The organism is Leclercia adecarboxylata, assembly GCF_006874705.1.
Lineage (GTDB): Bacteria > Pseudomonadota > Gammaproteobacteria > Enterobacterales > Enterobacteriaceae > Enterobacter > Enterobacter adecarboxylatus_C.
Window position 1 is genome coordinate 3,908,783 of the sequence record NZ_CP035382.1, and the last position, 22,552, is coordinate 3,931,334.

General features: G+C 52.1%; 22 protein-coding genes. 8 read left to right on the forward strand and 14 right to left on the reverse strand.

The window, feature by feature from the left end:
• Positions 1 to 7 precede the first annotated feature (7 nt).
• The 4 genes from osmX to ES815_RS19665 all read right to left on the reverse strand — a co-directional run bounded on the left by osmX (position 8) and on the right by ES815_RS19665 (position 3,431).
• Positions 8 to 907: an osmoprotectant ABC transporter substrate-binding protein OsmX gene (osmX, locus tag ES815_RS19650; protein WP_142489311.1), complete on the reverse strand. Its 900-nt coding sequence runs from the start codon at positions 905 to 907 to the stop codon at positions 8 to 10.
• An 18-nt stretch (positions 908 to 925) separates the two neighbouring features.
• Entirely contained in the window at positions 926 to 1,636 is a 711-nt protein-coding gene (osmY, locus tag ES815_RS19655) for an osmoprotectant ABC transporter permease OsmY (protein WP_142489312.1), read from the reverse strand.
• 257 nt (positions 1,637 to 1,893) lie between these two features.
• Positions 1,894 to 2,637: a YoaK family protein gene (locus tag ES815_RS19660; protein ID WP_142489313.1), complete on the reverse strand. Its 744-nt coding sequence runs from the start codon at positions 2,635 to 2,637 to the stop codon at positions 1,894 to 1,896.
• A 170-nt stretch (positions 2,638 to 2,807) separates the two neighbouring features.
• Positions 2,808 to 3,431, reverse strand: a complete 624-nt coding sequence (locus ES815_RS19665) for a glutathione S-transferase family protein (RefSeq protein WP_142489314.1) — start codon at positions 3,429 to 3,431, stop codon at positions 2,808 to 2,810.
• 152 nt (positions 3,432 to 3,583) lie between these two features.
• Here ES815_RS19665 and ES815_RS19670 point away from each other — a divergent pair, with 152 nt between their 5' ends.
• Both ES815_RS19670 and ES815_RS19675 read left to right on the forward strand, forming a co-directional pair.
• A complete protein-coding gene (locus ES815_RS19670) occupies positions 3,584 to 4,105 on the forward strand; it encodes a hypothetical protein (protein ID WP_142489315.1) in 522 nt (173 codons plus the stop codon).
• 135 nt (positions 4,106 to 4,240) lie between these two features.
• Complete coding sequence (locus ES815_RS19675; RefSeq protein WP_142489316.1) at positions 4,241 to 4,636, forward strand: Imm63 family immunity protein; 396 nt, start codon at positions 4,241 to 4,243, stop codon at positions 4,634 to 4,636.
• Between the two features lie 141 nt (positions 4,637 to 4,777).
• Here the strand turns inward: ES815_RS19675 and ES815_RS19685 are convergent, their stop codons facing one another.
• From ES815_RS19685 to ES815_RS19705, 5 genes are all read right to left on the reverse strand, one after another.
• Positions 4,778 to 6,133 carry a carbohydrate porin gene (locus ES815_RS19685; RefSeq protein WP_142489317.1) on the reverse strand — a complete coding sequence of 452 codons (1,356 nt, stop codon included), beginning with the start codon at positions 6,131 to 6,133 and terminating at the stop codon, positions 4,778 to 4,780.
• Between the two features lie 83 nt (positions 6,134 to 6,216).
• The gene (locus ES815_RS19690) at positions 6,217 to 7,644 is read right to left on the reverse strand and encodes a glycoside hydrolase family 32 protein (RefSeq protein WP_142489318.1); all 1,428 of its coding nucleotides are present in this window, start codon (positions 7,642 to 7,644) and stop codon (positions 6,217 to 6,219) included.
• Positions 7,645 to 7,831: 187 nt separating this feature from the next.
• Positions 7,832 to 8,086, reverse strand: coding sequence for a SemiSWEET transporter (locus tag ES815_RS19695; RefSeq protein WP_142489319.1), 255 nt, complete (start codon positions 8,084 to 8,086; stop codon positions 7,832 to 7,834).
• Between the two features lie 2 nt (positions 8,087 to 8,088).
• Entirely contained in the window at positions 8,089 to 9,516 is a 1,428-nt protein-coding gene (gene melB, locus ES815_RS19700; RefSeq protein ID WP_142489320.1) for a melibiose:sodium transporter MelB, read from the reverse strand.
• An 84-nt stretch (positions 9,517 to 9,600) separates the two neighbouring features.
• Positions 9,601 to 10,956, reverse strand: coding sequence for an alpha-glucosidase/alpha-galactosidase (locus ES815_RS19705; RefSeq protein WP_142489321.1), 1,356 nt, complete (start codon positions 10,954 to 10,956; stop codon positions 9,601 to 9,603).
• 272 nt (positions 10,957 to 11,228) lie between these two features.
• Between ES815_RS19705 and melR the strand changes: the two genes are divergently transcribed.
• Positions 11,229 to 12,155, forward strand: coding sequence for a transcriptional regulator MelR (gene melR / locus ES815_RS19710; protein WP_142489322.1), 927 nt, complete (start codon positions 11,229 to 11,231; stop codon positions 12,153 to 12,155).
• A gap of 186 nt (positions 12,156 to 12,341) precedes the next feature.
• Here the strand turns inward: melR and ES815_RS19715 are convergent, their stop codons facing one another.
• The gene (locus ES815_RS19715; RefSeq protein WP_142489323.1) at positions 12,342 to 13,193 is read right to left on the reverse strand and encodes a nitroreductase family protein; all 852 of its coding nucleotides are present in this window, start codon (positions 13,191 to 13,193) and stop codon (positions 12,342 to 12,344) included.
• 130 nt (positions 13,194 to 13,323) lie between these two features.
• On the opposite strand from ES815_RS19715, the gene ES815_RS19720 reads away from it, so the two are divergent.
• The gene (locus tag ES815_RS19720) at positions 13,324 to 14,217 is read left to right on the forward strand and encodes a LysR family transcriptional regulator (protein ID WP_142489324.1); all 894 of its coding nucleotides are present in this window, start codon (positions 13,324 to 13,326) and stop codon (positions 14,215 to 14,217) included.
• 97 nt (positions 14,218 to 14,314) lie between these two features.
• Here the strand turns inward: ES815_RS19720 and ES815_RS19725 are convergent, their stop codons facing one another.
• Complete coding sequence (locus tag ES815_RS19725; RefSeq protein ID WP_142489325.1) at positions 14,315 to 15,235, reverse strand: LysR family transcriptional regulator; 921 nt, start codon at positions 15,233 to 15,235, stop codon at positions 14,315 to 14,317.
• Between the two features lie 105 nt (positions 15,236 to 15,340).
• On the opposite strand from ES815_RS19725, the gene ES815_RS19730 reads away from it, so the two are divergent.
• Entirely contained in the window at positions 15,341 to 16,366 is a 1,026-nt protein-coding gene (locus tag ES815_RS19730) for a zinc-dependent alcohol dehydrogenase family protein (RefSeq protein WP_142489326.1), read from the forward strand.
• Between the two features lie 134 nt (positions 16,367 to 16,500).
• On the opposite strand, the gene ES815_RS19735 is transcribed toward ES815_RS19730, so the two are convergent.
• Complete coding sequence (locus tag ES815_RS19735) at positions 16,501 to 17,400, reverse strand: LysR family transcriptional regulator (RefSeq protein ID WP_142489327.1); 900 nt, start codon at positions 17,398 to 17,400, stop codon at positions 16,501 to 16,503.
• A gap of 30 nt (positions 17,401 to 17,430) precedes the next feature.
• A complete protein-coding gene (locus tag ES815_RS19740) occupies positions 17,431 to 18,333 on the reverse strand; it encodes a LysR family transcriptional regulator (protein WP_142489328.1) in 903 nt (300 codons plus the stop codon).
• A 286-nt stretch (positions 18,334 to 18,619) separates the two neighbouring features.
• On the opposite strand from ES815_RS19740, the gene ES815_RS19745 reads away from it, so the two are divergent.
• Positions 18,620 to 19,642: an alpha/beta hydrolase gene (locus ES815_RS19745; protein WP_142489329.1), complete on the forward strand. Its 1,023-nt coding sequence runs from the start codon at positions 18,620 to 18,622 to the stop codon at positions 19,640 to 19,642.
• A gap of 34 nt (positions 19,643 to 19,676) precedes the next feature.
• Positions 19,677 to 20,441 (forward strand): SDR family NAD(P)-dependent oxidoreductase, encoded by a 765-nt coding sequence (locus tag ES815_RS19750; protein ID WP_142489330.1) that lies wholly within the window; start codon positions 19,677 to 19,679, stop codon positions 20,439 to 20,441.
• Between the two features lie 309 nt (positions 20,442 to 20,750).
• Here ES815_RS19750 and ES815_RS19755 read toward each other — a convergent pair whose 3' ends face one another.
• Positions 20,751 to 21,926 carry an MFS transporter gene (locus ES815_RS19755; RefSeq protein WP_142489331.1) on the reverse strand — a complete coding sequence of 392 codons (1,176 nt, stop codon included), beginning with the start codon at positions 21,924 to 21,926 and terminating at the stop codon, positions 20,751 to 20,753.
• Positions 21,927 to 22,009: 83 nt separating this feature from the next.
• On the opposite strand from ES815_RS19755, the gene ES815_RS19760 reads away from it, so the two are divergent.
• Positions 22,010 to 22,510, forward strand: coding sequence for an Lrp/AsnC family transcriptional regulator (locus ES815_RS19760; RefSeq protein WP_142489332.1), 501 nt, complete (start codon positions 22,010 to 22,012; stop codon positions 22,508 to 22,510).
• The last annotated feature ends 42 nt before the right edge of the window (positions 22,511 to 22,552 follow it).

Here is a 22,552-nt window from a genome sequence, read left to right on the forward strand (position 1 = left end):
CGCCTCCTTACAGCAGCTGCTTGCTACGCAGGAAATCACGGGCGACCTGCTGCGGTGACTGATGATCGATATCCACCTTCTTGTTCAGCTCGGTGATAACGTCGTTGTTGAGCTGGGCGGAGAGGGTATTCAGCGCCTCTTCCAGACCCGGGTTAGCCTCCAGGGTGTCCTTACGCACGACCGGCGTCACCGCATAGCTCGGGAAGAAGCCCTTATCATCTTCCAGCACCTTCAGGTCAAAACCCTTCACGCGCCCGTCGGTGGTGTAGATCAGCCCGGCATCGACAAAGCCGTCGCGCACCGCGTTATAGACCAGACCGGGATCCATCTGGCGGATCTGCGGGCGATCCAGCTCCAGGTTGTAGGCGGCCTGCAGCGGCTTCATGCCGTCGCTGCGCCCGGAAAACTCGAGATCGAGCCCCAGCAGCCAGTTGTTATCCGGGTCGGTTTTACGCACCTGCTCAACCTTCGCCACCAGCTCTGACATGGTGTTGATATGCTCCGCCTCGGCGCGCCTACGTTGCATGGCAAAGGCGTAGGTGTTGTTCATGTCAGCAGGCTTAAGCCACACCAGGCCGTGCTTCGCATCCAGGCGTTTCACCGTCTCGTACGACTCCTGCGGCGACATGCGTTTGTTGATGTGGTTAAAGATGATCAGCGAGGTACCGGTGTACTCCCAGGTCATATCGATCTGCTTGTTGATCATCGCGTTGCGGGAGATGACCGTCGCAATGTTGGTCTGGGGCTGAACCTGAAAGCCTTTCTTTTGCAGATATTGCACGGTCATGGCCGAGAGAATGTGCTGCTCGGTAAAGCTCTTGGTCGCCAGAATCAGCGGCGCGGCGAGCGCCTGGCTGGAGAAGAGCGCGGCGGCGCACAGCGCCGTCAGGCCGGTAAACAGTCTCATAGAAGCTCCTTGTTATAATTATCGCGCGAGATGCGGGCTCATCAGACGACCCAGCGCCGCCAGCAGCGTATCCAGAATCAGGGCGAACAGGGCGGTAGCCGCAGCACCCAGGATCAGCGTCGGGAAGTCGTTCAGGTAAATACCCGGGAAAATCAGCTCGCCGTAGCTGCTGGCGCCGATCAGGAAGGCCAGCGGCGCGGTACCGACGTTAATCGCGGTAGCGATGCGGATCCCGGAGAGCATCACCGGCCAGGCGTTGGGGATTTCCACCTGCCACAGACGCTGCCATTTGGTCATCCCTATGCCGTTCGCCGCCTCCAGCAACGACCCCGGAACGGAGCACAGCCCGGCGTAGGTGTTACGCACGATCGGCAGCAGCGAGGCCAGGAACAGGGCGATGATGGCAGGGGTATCACCAATGCCAATCACCACCATCGCCAGGGCCAGAACGGCCAGCGGCGGCAGGGTGTTACCGACGTTAAAGATCTGCATCACGTATTCGGCGATACCTCGCGCGGCCGGACGGCTCAGCAAAATACCGCTCGGGATACCAACCAGCAGGGCGAAGAACATGGAGGAGAAGACTAAAATTAGATGCTGTTGCCCGAGATAGACCATGTCAACCTGGCGCGCTTTGATCGTCTCGAGCCCAATTCCCCAGACGAGGAGGGCGACAACCACGATAATCGCGCCGACAAAAAGCAGCGAACGTTTGAATAATGGATGCATTGCGATGTGTCTCCCTGTGCGCATGCGTTATAGCAACCACCGGTTGCCTGTTGTTATGCCATGATTCGGCAGGGGTATTTGAGCTATAGCAAGGGATTGGGAAGGGTTCCAGCGAAGCGGTAAAATCAGTAACCCTATGAAAATAGGGGTAATCATAGTTTAAGCCTTATGGGATAAGGGCTGGTCAGGGGGAGGCAGAATAGTCTTAAAGATATTCTCATTAAGTGACACCGTCACTTAATGAGAAGGCAAGTCTGTTATTTGCTGAGCGCAGTGCGGACTTTTCGCACACGTAGCGAGGTGCTGATGATGGAGAAAGCGGCCACGAAAACCAGCATGAGCCCCAGCGCCAGCATCGCATTGAAGCCAAACCACCGGAATAGTATCAGCCCGGCAATACCCCCGGTGATGAATGAGAAGAGGGTGGTGAGATGGGTTTTGAGCTGGCTTCGTTGTGCTGCGGTATCTTTGGAGTAATCCCGGCGCAGCATCGCCACTACCACCGAGGCCAGCGAAATGCCTGCGTCGGTTAACGTGCCGGTAATGTGCGTGGATCTTACCCGTCCGCCGGAAAGCTGGGTGGAAGTTGAGTTATGGATCCCCATCAGGCCGCAGAGAAAAACAATAATTTCCCGATTGGTGGTGAAGGTATGAAAATACATTTCATACAGAGACACACCGGCCAGTAATAGCCCTTCAATAAATAAAACCTGACAAAAAATGAGCCGCACATTCTGAATGATGTCCCATAAAACGATAATCCGGGCAATGATTGCTCCCGTAACAAACGACAAAATAATGGTGGCAAAGAAAATAATATCGTTCAGATCCGTTGAGGAGACTTCACTGGAGAATTGCGAGGTATTGCCGGTCATATGGGAAGGAAAAAAACCGAAAGCCCCCAGCGCAATAGCATTCAGTAAGCCTGCGGAGGTGGCCAGCCAGAGGGCAAGCCGGCGATCCTCCTGATGCGTTCGTTCTTTCTTGAGTTTAATCAGCAAAGAATACCTCCGGTTTGAGCTTTGCCTGAATAATCAGGCTAGCAAAGACAATTCACAGGTTGTCCAGGATAGCGCTTAATTATTACGGCACCGGAGGTCCGGGTGGATTTAGTAATTAATTAAAATAACCTTGATAAGAAAGTGATTATTAAGCATCGGACACGGCAGGCTCACATCATTCCATTATTGCCGTGGCGTAAAAACGCCGGGCGTTGGTTTAAACGGTCAAACCAGGCCTCGATGGCGGGCACATCCGGATGGTCGAAGGGCGTCATCTTCCAGCGGTTTACTGACAGCCCCAGCACCACATCGGCGAGGGTAAAGGTCTCGCCCGCCACCCAGGCCCCGGTGCGTTGCAGCTGCTGCTCAAGGATCGCGATATGGTGATTCCACTCTTTAATCCCGGCCGCTATCCGCGCGGGATCGTTAAAGTCCGGGTTTTTGCGCCCCAGGGCCGGGAAGACGTAGCGCCAGGCGTTGTTGAACTCGGTCGCTTGCCAGTCCATCCAGCGCTCGACGTTGGCGCAGGCCTGCGGATCCGTGGGGAGCAGATCGTCGCGCCCGGCTTTACGCGCCAGATAACGGCAGATCGCATTGGATTCCCACAGCACAAAATCGCCTTCGATCAGCACCGGTACCATGGCGTTCGGGTTGAGCGCGCGGAAGGCGGCCGTTTCCGTCGAGGTAAAGCCACTGCCGTAGTCTTCCTGAAGATAGTCCAGACCCGTTTCTTCGCAGGTCCAGAGCACTTTGCGCACGTTAATGGAGGTGGTTTTGCCGAGGATTTTTAGCATGGTGCAGATGTCCTTTGTCGGGTGAGTTAATAACAATACAGCAGTTATGCAGGGAGCTTAGGGCAAATTCTGGTGGGGAAGTGGTGACGTGCGGTAAGTAATGATTTATGCAATAGTTGAAACACAATGGAAGTATTAAGAAAGGAGTAACGATGAAAAAAGTGTTGGGATTATTATTTGTCTTATTGCTGGCAGGCTGTTCCACCCCCGGTAAACCCGCTTTCTTTTATACCTGGACGCAGTACCGTACGGGGATTGATATCAACCTCCCTAAAGAGCCTAAATATAATGACTCCTTTCATGGGACGTTACGCCAGGACGATGATGGCGAATATGCCCTGATTGTGATCTATAACGGCGGCAACGTTGTAAGCCAGTTCGGCTATGTCACCAAAAACACGCTTGGAAACTGGATTGACCTCTATTCCGGATTCCTGAAATGGGATCCCAAAGATACGGCAGCAACAACCAGATTCACCGTCCCGGATACAGACTCGCTGACGCGCAAAGAGTACGATATTGAATATCGCCTCGTTCAGGGGAAAAAGCTTTTTGTCATCAATAAACACAGCTCTGATGCCCTGTTCACCGATTTTTCCGAGATGTCGATGGATGAGGCGAACGTGGCCAAAGCGCTGGATGTTTATGAAAACCTGAGAACAGTGCTCAGGTAGTCAGGCTGGTTAATTGTCCATGGCGTTGTAAGCTGTTGCCGGTCATTCAGAGCGCGGAGCGGACATCAGCCCCTCGCTCAGAATCCTCTCCGCATTACGCGGGGAGGTTCGCTTAAGGCTAAAAAATAATCAATCATGAAAGATATCGAAGCGTTACGCGCAGAACTTCTCAAAATAGGTGAGCGAATTGGAGGGGGGATAAGGCCCAATTATTACTTCGTCATCCCTGACGGACCTGATGGTATGGCAACGCCCTATCTGGAAATTCATGGTCAAGAATATCACTTCATTGTCAATGAAAGAGGTATCGAAATAGCGCGTAAAGTGACGCTGAGTGACGATGAGATTCTTTACTGGTTTGTTGAGTGTGGCGTGGCTGGTTTAGCGGCAAAGTTTGCAGCCTTGCACAGCTCACCGGGCAAGGCATTCAGGGAGGTTTATTTCCGGAAACAATACAGTTTAATGCTTTCCATTAAACCTGAATGGGCGACAAGGAAACGCAAAGAATTTTCAGAAATTCTTAGTGCTTAGATCCACAAATGTCATTACGTGAGTCTGTCTGCGTTAAAAGGACCGTTACCATTGCAAAAGCATCAAACGGCCCTGTGCTACTTATGGGTCATGGCGTGATGAACAGGCTGATTGCAAGGGTACTCCTATCGCGATAATGCATTAAAACAGATATTTAAAACGCAGGCGTGCGCCGTAACGTGGTTGGTCATTAGCTTCTTCTTGTGCTGTTGAATTAAGCCAGGAGGTGTAAGCGCCAAGGTAAATGTTGAAGTTGGGCATATTCATAATATTGGGCAATTGCCAGGAGGTGTGGATGGTATGGATATCGTAATTTCCAGGCGCGAGGATTGCGCATTCGTTATCACATTCACTGTTTAATCCGGATATATTGAATTCGGAAATCTTGTTATGAGCATAAATATAGCCTAACTCAACGCGGTGCCAGAGCGCATTGACCCCTACGCTAAAGTCTTTTTCGTCTTCAGCATTCATATAAGCAGTGCTCATATTAACCACTACACCATCTTGCGGATTTTTTTGCAGGGTATTCCAGTTCATGGTTAAACCATATCCTGTGCGCTCCGATTGATCGTGCCACTTTCCTTCAGGATCTTTATAGCCGTAAGCGTTGTTGACAAGGTTAGTTTCCATAGCAGCCGCCACAGAATAGTCGCCTGAACGCCAGGCAATAACCGGGCGGACGTAAACCACATTTTTTTGATTATCGAGTTCAGTTCCGTGATAACGCTGGTCTACGTAAAGTGAACTGCCATCCTCTACCAGTGTATTCACCTCCAGATACCAGTTATCTGACGTTTTACTGAATAGCAGATTCCCTCCGCTGTTACTGCGCCCACGCGCCTCTTTCATCATGTAGATGTAGCCATAACCGTCGCTATACAGGTCATTAGCTGTGTTTCCAGAGTACTCGATAAAGGTGTCCTGGTTGAGGGGGAACATATCATAGGCTTCAAAGCGCCCAACCTTAACTAACCAATCTTGCTCTTGTCCAAAGAAGAAGGCCGCATCATCAAGGTTCATTTTCCCATTCATATCCGCCAGCGGTTGGACAGTAAAACCGGCAAACTGGTCATTCGATGAACGTTGTATACCGTCAATGCTTAATAGAATACGTCCATTGATATCCCAGCGTTCTTTATCGCCCGGCGCCCAGTTTTTATTCGCGCTGGTTTTTGCCGATGTTAAACTACCGGTGCGGCTGGCACCATCAAGATTAAACTCCACGTCACCATGGAATTTTAATTCCGCATCTTTATTTAAAGTTAATTTAGGTACGTCTGTTTGCTTTGCTGAATTTGTATTATTTTCATCTTTCCTGGCTGATGCTTGTTTTAATGCTGCTATTTCTGCCTCTGCGCTATAAGCGCGATTTTCTGCATCCTGTAATCGTTGTTCAAGCACCATAAAGCGCTGTTCAATAGTTAACGGTGTCTGGGAAAAAACGGAGGCCGAGTATAAACCGGCGCAGAGCACCGATCCGGTTGTTATTTTCATCGAATCAAACCTGTATAATTTTAATGATGCCGACGCGTGACGCCGCAGGGTAATTACTACGGCATTTATTTATATTTATTTCTTTATTCCAGATGCCAGGCACCACACTCCGTGAATTCGGCACGTCCTGACCAGGCAAAGAGACTCAACATGCGTGACTGCGGATATATACGGCTGCTCAGACAGGCTTCGCCGTCATTGACGAAAACTTCCACCGACGAGCTGTCGAAGAATACCCGCAGTTTCAGCGTTGCGGAAGCGGGGAGAGGAATGCTCCGTTGCCCGCAAAGACCAAGCTCCGGATAATTGCGCTCAAGCACCAGCCGTTGTGCCTGGTTATCGACATACAAGCGCATACCGTCCTCCAGTGCAATACCGTATTGTTCTGCATCACAGGCGGCCAGTTCCCACTGCAAAATGACTTCCGTTGTTTCGCAGTGATTCATCACTGGCAGCATTTTGTTGCTCAGGGTGCTGACGGGCCAACTGAACCAGTGCTGGCGTAGGTTTTCCAGCTCTCTTACAGGACGCATTTGCAGGCGATTATCGGCAGTGAGTGTCAACTCTCGTGGTAACGTCAGCATGCCTGACCAGCCGTCTTGTTGTTCCGGCATTGGAGATCCCCACATGGCCATCCAGCCCAGAACGATGCGACGGCCATCCGGGGCAAGAAAGCTCTGCGGCGCATAGAAATCGTGTCCGTGGTCCATCTCCCGGAACGCGCTCTGTTGCACGAAAGGGGCACCCGGTTGCCACTGCCCAACCAGATATCCACTCTGGAATAAGTTACGATTTTCATATCCCTGTGCCGCCATTCCCTGCGGCGAGAACATAAGTATCTGTTTGCCGTTTAGGGTAAATAAGTCCGGGCACTCCCACATAAAGCCCATCTTCTCGTCCGCTTCGGCCAGAACCCCCTCAGCTTGCCAGCTTCGTAAGCACTCTGAACGATAGAGCCTGACCTGCCCGGTATCACCCACGCGCGCGCCGACCACCATGTACCACGCTTCGCCTTCCTGCCACACTTTCGGGTCACGGAAATGATGCAGTCCCGCAGGAGTGTCAATAACCGTCCCGTGACGCGCAAATTCGATGCCATTTTTGCTTGTTGCCAGACACTGCACCTGGTACAGGTTGTCGTCACTGCTCAGATCGCCGTGAAATTTATGGCCGGTATAAATCAATGACAGTTCATCAGCGTTCACTACCGCAGAACCCGAGAAACAACCATCTTTGTCTTCTGGCCCAACCGGTGCCAGCGCCACCGGCAAATGTTCCCAGTGCAGCATATCGCGGCTGCGCGCATGCCCCCAGTGCATCGGCCCCCATTCCGGGGAGTAAGGATGATGTTGATAAAACGCGTGATACCACCCGTCAAACCAAACCAGCCCGTTGGGGTCATTCATCCAACCCGCTCGCGGAGCAAGATGGTAACGTGGATACCAGCGAATGTTCAGTTGGTCTTGCTTTTCGTTCAGGGCCTTCTCAGCATTGGCAATCAATAACGTCATAACAACTCACTCCTGAATAATTCAAATGGGGGAGGTTGCGATAGCCGCCCGCCGGATAAGGACTTATTGCCTCGTAAAAAGAAAATCGAAAGGATCATGTAGAGTGGATAAGCGATAACGTCATCCGCCTTTTTATCTGTTATTCCAAAGAAAAATTCCGGATGACGCTACGCTTATCTGGCCTGCCTTAGCGCAAGCGGTATTTCATAATTAAGACGGGCAGAGCAAACAGCAATGTCAAAAGATTTGCCGCGCTAATAGCCAAATCGTTAATTAATAGCCCATATAAAAACCACATCATCAGTCCGCAAACGAACATCGCGTACATCAGGCCGGAGATGCCTTGCGTATTGCGTGTGGAAATCACTTTTACCGCCTGGGGCAAGAATGACAATGTTGTCAGGCTTGCCGCTATGTAACCAATTACAGATATCCATTCCATGGTTACGCCTTCGCGTCTGATGTTTTCGTCATGCTGATGCTGGATGATTGCGTTTCTACAGGCGCTGTGGAGTGACGATATTTATCCAACAGGTGGATCTGTATTTTTCTCAGCATATCGCCATTAAGTTTGTAGAGGCGGAAGTAGAAGATCAGGGTGATCAGGAAGAAGAGCGCCGGCAGCGCAATCATGATGAACTGCATACCGGTTACGGTGCTTTCAGACTGCGCAACATTTGGTACGTAACCTATGATGCCAAGTATCAGGGAGATAAAGAATGCAGAAAACGCCGAGCCTCCTTTAACCACCATCGTTTGAACCGAATAGGCAATGCTTTCACACCGAACGTTGAGTTTGTACTCGCCATAATCTACGGTGTCCGCCACCATAATGACCTGTAGCACCCAGAACAAGGCTGTCCCTACGTTCAGCAAAATTCCGGCAAGGGAAATTAACCACACATTGTGATACCCAGCCAGCGCTATCCAGAGCAGCACCCCACCGCCAAAAATCGGTAGCACCGATGCTCCCGCCCACAGTAAGCGGCGTGACAACGCTTTTACCAGTCGCGGGAACAGGATCAGGGTTAACAGGTTTGCCGCCCCCGAATAAGACATGTAATACGGGAAGAGGCTGGCGTCACCTATAACGTAGGTGAAGTAATAAATCGCGAACCCCGTAATAATGTTTGCTGCGATGTTGTAAGCCAGCGCCATACCCAGCAGGCAAGAAAGCTGATCGTTTTTATAGATCAATGCCACTATGGCCTTTAAGCTGAGGCGGCTACTGTCTTCGGTTGCATCACTGTCTGACGAGTAAACCTCTTTCACGTTGCGTAACATGATGAGGGTTGAAGCAATAAAGAAGGCTATCAATATAAGCGTAAACATCTGGAAGCCGAAACCTCGGTCTTCGCCGCCGATATAGTTGACGAACGGTAGCGTAACGCCTGCGGTGATAAACCCGGATAAACTGGCAAAGAAACGTGGAAAAGGTACCAGCTGTTCGCGTTCACGTTTATCCAGGGTAATGGTGGGTACCATCGACCAGAACGGAATATCCATGATTGTGTAGGTCATGCCCCATAGGATATAGGTCACGCAGACGAACACTACCTGCGTTGTGCCTTCAAACAGATGCGCGCTAAACAGTAAAAACAGAACAATCGAGTTGGCTATCGTTCCCACCAGGATCCACGGCTTAAACTTTCCCCAGCGGCTGCGGGTACTGTTGACTATCCAGCCCATGATCGGATCGTTGATGGCATCCCAAATCCTTGCGATTAAAAACAGCGTGCCCACCAGGCCTACCGATAAACCGACAACATCGGTGTAGTAATACATCAGATACATGTAAACGATGCCAATAGCGAAATCTTTACCAAACGCCCCAAATCCATAACTGAGTTTTGTTGTAATTGATATGCTCATATAGGGTACCAGGCCACTGTCACCAGTGCCTTCCTTCTGTTATTAGATATGTGAGAAGCCGGGCATGACGCCCGGCGTACTGGGTTATGCGCGATGAAGCCAGGCCGGTAACCAGTCACCGTGTGCTGTAATCAGGTCATCAACCAGGGCATAAATCTCTTCAATTCCGAGCACGGCTGAGGTATGAGGGTCAAGCAGCGTGGCGTGGTAAACGCGGTCGCGATTCTCTGTCAAAATCGCTTCGGTCAGTAAGGTCTGAACATTAACATTGGTTTGCATAAGCGCTGCCAGATGTGAGGGTAGTGCGCCAACACGGGTCGGTTGAATACCGTTGGCATCCACCAGGCACGCTACTTCAACACAGCAGCCCTGTGGCAGGTTATCGATAAGGTTATCGTTGCGCACGTTGCCATAGATAACACTTGGCTCACCCGTCCACAGCGCGTTCATAATGGTGCTGGCATATTCACGTGATGGCTTGATGTCAATGCGTTCTGCCGTTTTGTACTCTTCAAGTTCCTTGCGCCAGTTAGCCAGTTGCTCAACACAACGTTTTGGGTACTCATCTAATGGGACTTTGTAACGCTCAATCAGATCTTCGCGGCCAGGCTTAATAAACCAGGGCGTATATTCTGCAAAGTGCTCAGAAGATTCCGTCACGAAATAGCCCAGCTTTTTGAACATCTCGTAGCGGACGATATTTTCACAGCGTGGATTGCCATGCAGATTGGGCTTCGGCGCTTCGCCACTTTCGTAAGCTCTCAGCAGATCCGGATAAATACTGACGTATTCACCCTGATCATTTTTTTTCTCAAGCGAGAGATAAAATGCCATATGGTTGATACCGGCGCAGCGATAGCGCAAGGACGCCGGGTCGATAGATAAATCACGCGCCAGCTCTTCAGCCGTTCCCTGCACCGAGTGGCACAGCCCCACCTGTTTAATCTGCGGGTAGCGTGCATACATAGCCCAGGTATTCATCGCCATCGGATTGACGTAGTTAAGCATCGTGGCATCCGGACAAACTTGCGTCATGTCTTCACAAATCTGCCATAAATGCGGGATGGTGCGCAGGGCACGCATAATTCCGCCAGGGCCTAAGGTATCGGCAATAGTTTGTTCCAGTCCGTGCTTTTTACAGACGGCAAAGTCCGTGACGGTACAGGGTTCGTAGCCGCCAATCTGGAAAGCAACCACAACGAAATCAGCATCCTGAAGGGCTTGTTTCTGGTCGGTATGGCAGGTGATTTTTCCGCAGGCACCTGCGGAGTCCATTAGTTTACGCACTACAATATGTGACTCTTCCAGACGCGTTTCATCAATATCCATCAGGGCGATATGGGCCGATTTCAGCGCCGGGCGATGAAAAACATCTCCGAGAATGTTTTTAACAAAAATCGTCGAGCCTGCGCCGATAAAGGTAATTTTTGGTGCTGACATTTTCTTTCTCCGTGGCATAAGTAAACCCCGTCAGATTGGCATGTCGTGCACCGGTTCTCCTCCCTCTTCCTTACTTAGCATTCCGGAAAACTCAGATTGGTTTCATCACCCATTTAAATATGAGTTTTCCGGATTTTTTCGTCAGGAAAGCAGATAATCTCGGCTAACAGACTGATAACCGCCCGCTTATATCGCCAAATTTTTCTCATTCTCACAGTCACAGAAAGACTTTTGTGCCAGTATTTCTGACAATTCAGGAAACGGAGAGAACAATGAATATCATCCCAAATAGCCTTCCGCCCGACCCGGATATGTGCAGCAGCACCGATAGCAATACGCGCAGTCCTTTGTCGCTCTACTCCGAATACCAACGCATGGATATCGAGCTACGCAGGCCCCAGCATATGGAAGCCTGCCACTGGCACGGGCAGGTCGAGGTGAATGTCCCTTTTGACGGCGACGTAGAATACTTAATCAATAATGAAACGGTGCAGATTAAGCAGGGACATATCACGATATTTTGGGCCTGTACTCCGCATCAGCTCACCCGTCCTGGTGAATGCAAAAATATGGCTATTTTTAGTCTTCCTATGCATCTTTTTCTCTCCTGGCCGCTGGACCGGCAGCTTATCAATCATGTCACCCACGGTACGGTGCTGAAATCCCTGACCGCGCAGCAGCTTAGCCCCTTTGAAGTTCAGCGCTGGCAGGAGGAGATCAGAAGCCCCAACGAGCAAATTCGCCAGTTAGTCATCGATGAAATCTGCCTTATGTTCAAACGTTTTAGCCTGTCAGGTTGGCAGCCGATTCTGGTGAATAAACCCGCCCGTACGCGCAGCAGCGGTAACAATGTGTCACGCCATGCACAATTTTATGTCAGCCAAATGCTGGAGTTTATCGGCAATAATTACGACCAGGCGTTGACCATCGAACAGGTTGCTGAACACGTCAAACTCAATCCGAATTATGCGATGGGGATATTTCAGCGCGTGATGCAGCTCACCATGAAGCAATATATTACTGCGATGCGCATTAACCATGTGCGGGCACTTCTTAGCGATACGGACAAGTCGATTCTGGATATCGCTCTCACCGCAGGGTTCCACTCCAGCAGTAGTTTCTACAGCACATTTAACAAATATGTCGGGATGTCGCCGCATAACTATCGCAAACTGCGCCAGTTAAGGAATGGCTGCTAATTAACCGGGTCGCTTAATAATCATGCGCGTCAGCCCAGTTGTGGAGAGGAAGTACAAGAGGCGTTCGCGCTGAAACAGTTCTGATTGCCTGGCGCTGAATATTGAGTGAAAAGCGGAACTTAAGCCGGGCCACAGAGGGCTCAAAAAAAGAGCCCAAAATTCAGCTGCAAGGTTGATAGCCCCCCGTTATTTCAATTTGAAACCGCGCTGTATGACTGTCTCACGTAATTTATTTCTTCCGCCTAAATAATCCATGCTTATCGCGGATTCAACTACGGATCCAGCCCAGGTTTTGTCACTCATATTCTGGCGCTTACGGAATGTCTTATAGGCGGATTCATATCTTTCAATCCAGGTGCGATAACGACTCTCATCGTAATGATTGTAATGTAACACCATCGGCTGGGCAGGGCGCGGGCGAACGCTGCTGGTTCTGGTATCATCTGGCAATCCTACAGCCATCCCAAAAGTGACAAAGCTGTAATCAGGCAGGTTGATTATGTCAGCAACCTCTTTCGCAATGTTACGCATGACGCCGAGATAAACTATCCCCAGGCTCATAGATTCCGCTGCAACGGCTGCGTTCTGGGCGGCAAGCGCTGCGTCAATCGAAGCCATCAGGAAAGAATCAAGGTAGTCGAGCACAACAGGCTCTTTCCCGGCATCCTTTGTAATTCCTGCGCCACGTGACAGATCTGCTACCCAGAGCAGCAATGCAGGAGCTTCCTCGATCCATGGGATACGGTCCACGGGTACTGAGCGGGCTACAGTGTCTGAAATTCGCTGTTTGAGGGCCGGTTCAGTAACGGCCACCAGGCTCCACTGGTTCAGGGCAGAAGAATTTGATGCCGACTGTGCCGCAGCAACCATCGTCTCTATTGCCCCATCCGGCAGAGCTTCAGGCAAAAATGTCCTGACAGATTTATGGCTCAGAAGCGCTTCTATCTGAGGCGTCCAGATAATGTTGTCAGGTTTTGGTTGCTCTGCACCGTATCGGGCCTCTAGCAATGCCTGCTGTTGTGCATTCATTTCGGTCATGGTTTTTACTCTCCTTCGGCAAATTTGATGACCGCAGGATAGCCGGGCTGACAAAACAGATAATCCCCGCATTTGCGACTTCAGTTTTCATATGTGTGCACAATCGGAGTGTATGCCTTAGAATTGAGGCATGGATCATCTATTAGCTATACGTATATTCCAGCGCATTGTTGAGACGCGCTCTTTCACAAAGGCCGCAGCACACCTGGATTTGCCACGCTCTACGGTCAGTAAGAATCTCAAAGAGTTAGAAGCGCATCTGGGCACTAAGCTGATACAGCGCACTACGCGCTCTGTCGCGTTAACCACTGAGGGTGCTGAGTATTACCGGAGGATCAGTAGGCTTGTCGCTAAGCTTGATGAGACCGAAGGCGCAATACGCGATGTAGGGACAGCGGCGAAAGGAAGGCTGCGAATTGACCTTCATTCATCACTGGCCAATTTTGTATTGATGCCGGTTCTACAGGAGTTTCGGGAACGCTATCCGCATATTCAGCTGGCGCTTGGGGTGGGCGATCGCCCGGTTAATCTCATAGAGGAGGGGGTGGACTGCGCCATTCGCGCGGGAGAACTGGCGGACTCGTCTCTGATTGCGCGCACGCTGTATAAAGATCGCTTAATTACCTGTGCCAGCCCCGGATATCTTAAGCAGTATGGCGTGCCGAAAAACCTCTCCGATCTTAAAAATGGACATAAGATCGTCGGCTATTTCAGCGCCGCAACAGGTGAGGCATGGCCTCTGCGTTTCCGCAGCCGGGGAGACGATACACAGTTAGTGGCCTTTGATATCGCCGCGAACGACAGTGCCGCTCTGATTAGCATACTTGTACAGGGTATGGGCATCGGACAAACCCATGCTTCCGTTGTCAGTCGCTTTATAGAATCTGGTGAACTCGTTCCTGTTCTTGAAGACGTAACGCAAAGGCAATTTCCTGTCTCAATCATTTATCCACCAACAAAGCAGCTGAATGCCCGGCTGAGGCTATTCATAGACTGGATGATAGACAAGTTTTCTGACCATTAGTGACAACATGGCTTGGGGTAAAAACAACGCGGCCCGCTACTGGTACGTAGAGGACAGGGGCGTGCGGTCGAGAGCAGCCTTGAGCGAGAAGCAGACGTTAAATCTGGGCTTTAACAGTAGCCATCATCGCTGGCAGTTCGCTAATCAGTTTGTCAACGGCCAGCCTGACTTTGAGGGATAGGTGAGGAGTGCGCGGCCAAACGGCATAGACAGGCCAGCTTCCGGAAGACTGGTCTTTTAATATCTCTGTCAGGCTACCGCTGATGAGCTGTTCCCGTACGAGCCAGTAAGGCAGCCAGGCGATGCCGCCTCCCGCTACCGCAATATCTTTTACCGCCTGCATATCATCCATCTTAAGTCTGGCTGGCGGGATGAATTCCGTAATTTCATTATTTTCGTTTTTAACCCGCCACTTCAGAATGCGTCCTGAATGGATATAGGCAACAGCTGCATGCTGCTTCAGTTCGGCTGGTGAAGCAGGCTCGCCGGCCTCAAGGATATAATCCGGCGAAGCGCAAAAAACCATCGTGTGAGAGGCCAGCTTACGTGCTACCAGGCTGCTGCTGTCAGCCAGTGCGCCGATTCTCACCGCCAGATCAAACCCCTCTTCCGGCAAATCGACCTGGCGATCGCTGAAGGAAATTTCCAGTTCCAGCCCGTGATGTTCTTTTGCCAGGGCAGACAGCAAGGGTGATATACAGAAGTGTCCAAGCAGGACCGGAACAGACACCCTCAGTTTTCCGCTTGCCTGGAGCTTGCCGCCTTCCAGAATATCCTCCGCCAATTTTATTTCATTCAGCGCCCGACGGCAGAACTCATAATAAAGCGAGCCTTCGTCAGTCAGGCTCTGGCTGCGGGTGGTACGGTTAAAAAGGGTAACACCAAGCCTCTCTTCAAGCCGGGATACGGTTTTTGCTACTGCCGAGCGCGAGACGTGCAGTTTTTCAGCCGCCTGCGAAAAACTCACCGATTCAGCTGCGGCCACAAAAACAGGAATACTGTTCATTTCACTTTTCAAATTGTCGCCTTTAGGGAATCAATAGAGGGAAATATTATCTCCACTGTCACCTAGCAGGCAATGTTAAAGTTCTGACCTTCATTTATTTACATCCCAGGAATCATCATGAGTCGCACAATGCAACGCTGGGTTTTAAACGAAACCGGACGTCAGAATCTGAAGCTTATGCAAGCAGAAATCCCTCAGCCCGGCCCGAACGAAGTTCTGGTTCGGGTAAATGCTGTCTCCCTAAACTTCCGTGACAAGGTCATCATTGATGGCGGAATGGGGAATGGTATGCCAATGCCCTTTACGCCGGGTTCTGATATGGCCGGGGTGATTGAGGCTGTCGGGCCGGGCACAACCCGCTTCAGCCAGGGGGAACGCGTTATCTCATCCTTTAATGCCGACTGGATTGATGGAAAATTGAATAACAATGCCAAAAAACCGCACTATGACACTTTAGGCTACGCGTTCCAGGGCGTGCTGGCTGAATACGTGGTCATGAGTGAAGAATGGCTGGTCAAAGCCCCTCAGACGCTTACCGATGCTGAAGCCAGCACGCTGGTCTGTGCCGGACTTACGGCCTGGTTTGCTCTGATTGAACGCGGCGGCCTTCGTGCTGGCGAAACAGTCCTTGTTCAGGGAACCGGCGGCGTGGCACTTTTCGCTCTTCAGATCGCTAAAGCTGTGGGGGCTGAAGTTTTCGTTACCTCATCCAGCGATGAGAAACTGGCAGCTGCGGCGGCGCTCGGTGCCGATCACGGTATTAACCGTAAAAAAGAGGACTGGGTCGAAGCCATTTATCGAATGACGAATGAACAGGGCATTGATCACGTTGTAGATACGGTAGGGGGACGTAACTTTGCAGACTCTGTTCGTGCGGTAGCTTCACACGGACGCATCTCCCTGATTGGCATGATGGACACACACGATACTTCAGCCCCGGGCGTCATGCTGCTGCTGAAATCTCCGACTGTTCAGGGCATTGGTGTGGGCCATCGCCGGGCGCTTGAAGATCTTGTCCGGGCCGTTGACTGGGTCAAACTGAAACCGGTTATAGACAAATCATTCAGCTTCAGTAAATTGCCGGAAGCACTTAAGCAGCTCGATCAAGGTGCATTCGGAAAAATCGTCATCAACGTGGGTTGATTGAAAATAATGCTGGCAGAGGCGTCCGGAAAACGCTTCTGCTTTTTTATTTTGAAGCTTGCATGCAAGGTGAATGAATATATCCATGGCACCGTCCACTTCTGGCACGGAGCGGATAGATCTCATGCAGAATTTCAAACCGCAGGCTCGTCACGTAACGTCTCAATAATCATCGAGAGCGCAGGCAGGAGCTGCCGTTCGCTGGAATAAAAAATGTGGAACCCCTGACGCAGCGGACACCACTCCTCGAGCACTGCCTGAAGGCCGCCATTGTCCAGCCAGGGGCGGGCGAGTATTTCCGGCACAAAAGCGAAGCCATATCCCGACCTGGCGGCATCAAGCGCCGCATAGACCGAGTTGAAGATCAGAGGCCCGTCCACACGGCACATCTGAACAGCGTCTTCCTTTTTGAGTTCCCAGTGGCTGATACCTTCCTTCATGGAGTAACGGGTGTTGATACAGGCGTGTCGGGCCAAATCCTCTGGCGTGCGAGGGAGTTCTCTTCCGGCAAGGTAGTCAGGGGAGGCCACAATCACGTTTCGCCAGTCCGGTGAAATACGGACTGAAGCCATATTTTTGCCGATCCTGTCGCCCGGTCTGATGCCAGCGTCAAAGCGGTCGGCCACAATATCCGTCAGGGCCGGATCGTTCGACACCTCCAGCCTGACGTCCGGATAGTGAAGCAAAGCAGGGGAAAGGCGCGGCCATACGAAGGTGTTCCAGGCGAAGTCCGAAGCCGTTATCCGGACGGTCCCGGCGATCTTGCTGCCCAGCTCGCTCAGGGATGCCAGTTCATCGGCAATCACGTCGAAGCGGGGTGAAACCCGCTCCAGCAAGCGCAGCCCTGCCTCGGTGGGAGAGACGCTGCGGGTGGTGCGGATCAGCAGCCGCAGACCCAGCCGCGCCTCGAGATTGCGGATGGTATGGCTTAACGCCGACTGGGAAACCCCGAGTTCGGCAGCGGCCCGGGTGAAACTACGTTCCCGGGCGATAGTGATAAACGCCACGATATCCCTGAAAATTTCGCCTGACATATTCCGCCTCGTTTATGCGTAAAAGCGCCGTTAGGCCTGAGGTTCATGAAAACGCAACGCCTCGACCATCAGCGTCATCGCCCGGGAATGCTGGCGCCGGTTAGGGTAATAGAGATGCAGGCCCGGCCACAGCGGACACCAGGCTTCGAGTACCGACACCAGCTCGCCTGAATCCAGCCAGGGCTGAACCATATCCTGTGGCAGGTAGGCAAGACCCAACCCCGCTTTCGCGGCCTCAAGAATGTCATAGGCGTTATTACAGATGACCGGGCCGTTGATCCTGATGGAGAACTCGCGCTGACCGTCGGTAAACTCCCAGTCGTAGAGGCCGCCATAGGTGGAGGTGCGCAGCCGAATGCACCTGTGCTGGCCGAGAGCGTCAGGCCGCTCGGGGGGCGGATAACGCGTAAAGTAGTTTGCCGATCCGACAACCGTGTTCTTCACATCAGGGCCGATACGCACGGAAATCATATCCTGCGCCAGCTCCGTGCCGAATCTGACCCCCGCGTCATAGCCTCTGGCGGCAATATCGACGCTGGCATACTCGCTGATCAGCTCAACGGTGATATCCGGGTACTGCTGCAGGAAAGGGGAGAGTTTAGGCCACAGCACCTGGCGGATGGCATAGTCAATGGCGGTGATGCGCAGGGTGCCGGTAGGCTTGTCCCGCAGATCGTTCAGGGATGCAAGTTCCTTCTCAATGTATTCAAATTCGGGAACGATCCTGTCTACCAGATGTTGACCCGCCATCGTCAGGGTAACTCTTCGCGTGCTGCGTAGCAAAACGCGCACCCCGAGACGCTCTTCAAGACCGCGGATGCTGGCGCTCAGCGCGGGCTGGGTGACGCCCAGCTGTGCCGCTGCCCGGGTGAAACTGCCGGTTTGCGCCACGGCGATAAGTGCTAATAAATCACTGAAACCCTCTCGAGCCATTTTTTCCTCACTCGGACGCGTCACAAAGGATAAGTCAGGCGTTAAAAAGATTAATGAATTCTGTTTATAAATGCAAGAAACGGGCCGCGCTGGTCTGCGCTTAGTCGGTTATGTATATTTAATAACAAGCAAGCACGGATAGCCGAAAATAATTGCGGCAGGCGAAATGAGGCGCATATTTTAAATGCATTGGATCGGGGGTGTTATTTATCCGCCCCGGGTGCTCGTAATAATTATCGCTAAAACACATCAAGCACGCTGATATCTATATCAGTCAGGAGTCGTCATGTCTTTATCTAAGGTTTCATTATTACTGGCGTCATTACTTATTGCGAATAATGCACTTTCCGCACAAAGTCACCCAACCACCGTTGCTGAAGGTATTAATGCCATGAACTCGCAAAAAGTTTCATTTCAGAACGGCACGATTAAAATGGCGGCGAATCTCTACCTGCCGCCCAATTTCGATAGCGCGAAAAAAAAACCCGCTATTGTTGTCTCCCATCCCTGGGGCGGCGTAAAAGAACAGACATCGGGTCTTTACGCCCAACAGCTGGCGAAGCGCGGATTTATCACGCTGGCCTATGATGCTTCTCACTACGGAGAAAGCGGAGGTTTGCCCCGTGACATGGAAAGTCCGGCCGATCGGGTGCAGGATATTCGCAGCGCAATTGGCTACCTGAGCAGCCTGCCGCAGGTTGATGCCGCCCGCATCGGGACGCTGGGCATCTGCGCTGGCGGGGGGTATACCCTCCATGAAGCACAAAGCGACCTGCGGGTGAAAGCGGTTGCCGGGGTGGTGACCTATGATATCGGGGATGCGACCCGTAATGGTACCGAGGGTTCGCCGGTTTCTGCTGCCGACAGGCTGACATTGCTGCAAAGCGTCGATGCGCAGTTAAATAAAGAGGCTGCCGGTGCTCCCTTGTTGGTTGAACAACTGCTCCCTTCGCGGGATGCATTGAATGCCAGTACGCCCAACTTTGTGCGGGAAGCGACGGAGTATTATCTCACCCCCCGCGGCGCGCATCCGAATGCCCGAAACCGCTACGTCGTGACCAGCCCGGGCCTGCATATGGCTTATTATCCGCTGGAGCATATGGCAGATATTTCTCCCCGGCCGGTATTATTAATTGCGGGAGAAAAAGCGGAAACCCGTAAATTTAGCCAGCAGGCCTATGATAAAGCGAAACAGCCTAAAGAGTTAATGATTATCCCTGGCGCATCGCATTTTGATTTATATGACAAGCCGCAGTTCGTCAATCCGGCGATCGACAAACTCGCTACGTTCTTTATTAAAAATCTTTAACCGCCAGCTTCGAATTCAATCAGGAAAATTAATTATGACTTATTCACTCAATAATAAAGTTGCTTTAGTGACCGGTGCCGCTTCGGGTATTGGTCTTGCCACCGCCCAGGCTTATGCTGCGGCCGGGGCCTCCGTCGTGCTGGCTGATATTAATGCCCGGGCGGTGAATCAGGCCGCAGACGCGCTGGTGGCTTCCGGTTACGCCGCCAAAGCGGTGACCTGTAATGCGGGGGATCTGGATGAGGTCGCCGGGATGGTGCAGGAGACCGTCGCCACCTTCGGCCGCCTCGACATCGCCTTTAACAACGCCGGGATCCAGAATGTGCTGGCTGAGATCGCGGATGCGACAGCCGAGGATTTCGACCGCGTCACGGCGGTGAATCTGCGCGGCGTCTGGGGCTGCATGAAGTACGAACTGCAACAAATGCGTAAGCAGGGCAGCGGCGTGATTGTGAACTGCTCCTCAATCGGCGGAATTGTGGGCGGGGCAGAACGCGCTAACTACCACGCCGCCAAGCATGGCGTGCTTGGCCTGACGAAAAGTGCTGCGCTTGAGTATGCTGCGCGCAACATTCGCGTCAACGCCGTCTGCCCGGGCCTGATCTGGACCCCTATGGTTGATGCCATGGTCGCCTCCGGTCAGAAAGAGGCGCTGGAGGCGATGGTGCAGGGGGTGCCTATGCAGCGTCATGGCAGGGCGGAAGAAATTGCAGACGTCGTGCTTTGGCTTTCCAGCGATGCGTCGTCGTACGTCACAGGCCAGTCCATATCCATTGATGGCGGTCTGACTATGCGTTAATGCAGGGTAGTTCTACCTTTTGCTTAGAAGCAATGCCCTGTTGAACAGGGCTTTTTTATTGGCTTGTTTGCAGATTCATTGTTATGGGTTAACCCATCGTGACCGATTATTGAAATATCCTGGCCTGCTTTTAAATTAAGTTCGACTAAAGCAGACATAGCGCCAAAAGCCATCAGATTGTTATAAACGACACGTATGCTGGATTATGGATCGAGTCTGACCGATATGGCGAGCGTGCCGGTAGCAAGATACCCATCGACCCGGATTACCCGATTCGTCTGAGCCGCATTATTCAGATGTAAACCAGGTTTAATCAGCCTCCATCTGCAATACATATCCCTTCCGCGCACTTTGCCACGCCAGCACAGCCAGCCCAAGCGCAATAACCGACAGCAGCGCCCCCGCCCAGTTTGGTGAGGCCAGGCCAAACCCGGCGGCTATGGTGGCGCCGCCTGCCCATGCACCCAGCGCATTACCCAGATTGAACATCCCAATATTGACCGACGCTGCCATCGTAGGCGCGCCAGCCTGGCTGGCGCGATCCATCACCAGCTTCTGAATGGGGGAAACCGTGGCAAAGCCAAACGCTGCCATCAGGAAAACGCAGGTCGCGGAGACAATCTGATTATTTACGCCCATCCAGAAGACCAGCAGCACAATAGCTTGTGCTGCAAGAGTAACGAAAAGCGTGCCAAACAGCGAACGGTCCGCGAAGCGTCCCCCGATCCCGTTTCCTACCGCCAGGCCAAGACCAAACAGTACCATCAGCCACGCCACGCCGCTGGCGGAAAAGCCACCTTCCTGGATCATCATTGGCGCGATATAGGTAATGGAGGTGAAAAAGGCCGCCGGACCAAAGACGGTAATGCCCATCACCAGCAGAACCTGAGGATCAACAAAGGCGCGCAGTTCCGTTTTCAGGGCAATAGCCTTGCCTTTTTCGATGCGAGGAACCAGCAGAGCAATGCTGGCAATTGTCAGCAGGCCAATCCCGGCGATAACCCAGAAAACCAGGCGCCAGCTAAAGGTCTGGGCGAGCCAGGTCCCCACCGGAACGCCCAGCAGATTGGCAAGCGTCAGCCCCGAGAACATAAAGGCGATGGCGCTGGCCTGGCGTCCAGGTGCCACCAGCGAGGCCGCGATGATCGAGCCAATACCAAAAAATGCCCCATGGTTGAACGAGGTGATGACCCGGCCCACAATCGCCAGGGTCAGCGTGGGAGCCACCGCCGTCAGGATATTACCGAGGGTGAAGATAAGCGCCAGACCGATCAGCATGGTCTTGCGCGGGATTTTTGCACCCAGAACCGTCATCAGTGGCGCACCGACAAAAACGCCGAGAGCGTAAGACGTCGCCATCAGACCGGCAGAGGGAATACTGACCTTAAATTCAGCCGCGATCTGCGGAAGGATCCCCGCGATAACGAACTCGGTCAAACCGATTCCGAATGCGCCGACGGCGAGGGCGAAAAGTGCGATGGGCATGTCAACTCCATTAATCGTTGTGTGGTTAATTTTATTAAGTAGAATCGAGTATATTCACGTTTTTATTGTGCTATCGAGGCTATATGAGCGCATTTGATAAAGAAAAAGAAGGTATTAAGCAGATGAGGCATAAACCGGCAGAAATGGATGCGATCGACCGAAAAATATTAGGCGCGCTGGCAGAAGACGCAGGACGCAGTTACGTGGAGTTGAGCGAGATCGTGCATCTGTCGGCACCGGCGGTTCACGATCGCGTGAAGCGTTTGAAGCGTGACGGGGTGATTAAAGGCACCGTGGCGGTACTGGATGGCTGCAAGCTAGGTCGGACGCTGTTAACCTTCCTCGTCATTGATACCAGCAGCTATCAGGCGACCCGGGCGCTACTCCAGTTCACCAGCCGCAAAGAGGTCGAGGAGCTGCATACCGTGGCAGGTGACGGCTGCGTGCTGATAAAGGTGAGGGCAGCGGATACCGAATCGCTGGAAAACTTTCTGATGGAGATTCAGAGTGTGGAGGGCGTGCGTTCCGTGCGCAGCTATATTGCGCTGTCGACCTTCCTGGAACGTGGGCCGTCTCCGGATTAATGCGGCTGGATTGGCAAAACATGTGCATCAGCACATTCCGGT

Coding starts and splice junctions, on each gene's coding strand:
- ES815_RS19715 (WP_142489323.1), bottom strand. CDS start 13,193: ATGACCGAAATGAATGCACAACAGCAGGCATTGCTAGAGGCCCGATAC.
- melB (WP_142489320.1), bottom strand. CDS start 9,516: ATGAGCATATCAATTACAACAAAACTCAGTTATGGATTTGGGGCGTTT.
- ES815_RS19690 (WP_142489318.1), bottom strand. CDS start 7,644: ATGACGTTATTGATTGCCAATGCTGAGAAGGCCCTGAACGAAAAGCAA.
- ES815_RS19755 (WP_142489331.1), bottom strand. CDS start 21,926: ATGCCCATCGCACTTTTCGCCCTCGCCGTCGGCGCATTCGGAATCGGT.
- ES815_RS19735 (WP_142489327.1), bottom strand. CDS start 17,400: ATGTCAGGCGAAATTTTCAGGGATATCGTGGCGTTTATCACTATCGCC.
- ES815_RS19745 (WP_142489329.1), top strand. CDS start 18,620: ATGTCTTTATCTAAGGTTTCATTATTACTGGCGTCATTACTTATTGCG.
- ES815_RS19685 (WP_142489317.1), bottom strand. CDS start 6,133: ATGAAAATAACAACCGGATCGGTGCTCTGCGCCGGTTTATACTCGGCC.
- melR (WP_142489322.1), top strand. CDS start 11,229: ATGAATATCATCCCAAATAGCCTTCCGCCCGACCCGGATATGTGCAGC.
- ES815_RS19670 (WP_142489315.1), top strand. CDS start 3,584: ATGAAAAAAGTGTTGGGATTATTATTTGTCTTATTGCTGGCAGGCTGT.
- ES815_RS19730 (WP_142489326.1), top strand. CDS start 15,341: ATGAGTCGCACAATGCAACGCTGGGTTTTAAACGAAACCGGACGTCAG.
- ES815_RS19760 (WP_142489332.1), top strand. CDS start 22,010: ATGAGCGCATTTGATAAAGAAAAAGAAGGTATTAAGCAGATGAGGCAT.
- osmY (WP_142489312.1), bottom strand. CDS start 1,636: ATGCATCCATTATTCAAACGTTCGCTGCTTTTTGTCGGCGCGATTATC.
- ES815_RS19720 (WP_142489324.1), top strand. CDS start 13,324: ATGGATCATCTATTAGCTATACGTATATTCCAGCGCATTGTTGAGACG.
- ES815_RS19695 (WP_142489319.1), bottom strand. CDS start 8,086: ATGGAATGGATATCTGTAATTGGTTACATAGCGGCAAGCCTGACAACA.
- ES815_RS19675 (WP_142489316.1), top strand. CDS start 4,241: ATGAAAGATATCGAAGCGTTACGCGCAGAACTTCTCAAAATAGGTGAG.
- osmX (WP_142489311.1), bottom strand. CDS start 907: ATGAGACTGTTTACCGGCCTGACGGCGCTGTGCGCCGCCGCGCTCTTC.
- ES815_RS19740 (WP_142489328.1), bottom strand. CDS start 18,333: ATGGCTCGAGAGGGTTTCAGTGATTTATTAGCACTTATCGCCGTGGCG.
- ES815_RS19750 (WP_142489330.1), top strand. CDS start 19,677: ATGACTTATTCACTCAATAATAAAGTTGCTTTAGTGACCGGTGCCGCT.
- ES815_RS19705 (WP_142489321.1), bottom strand. CDS start 10,956: ATGTCAGCACCAAAAATTACCTTTATCGGCGCAGGCTCGACGATTTTT.
- ES815_RS19665 (WP_142489314.1), bottom strand. CDS start 3,431: ATGCTAAAAATCCTCGGCAAAACCACCTCCATTAACGTGCGCAAAGTG.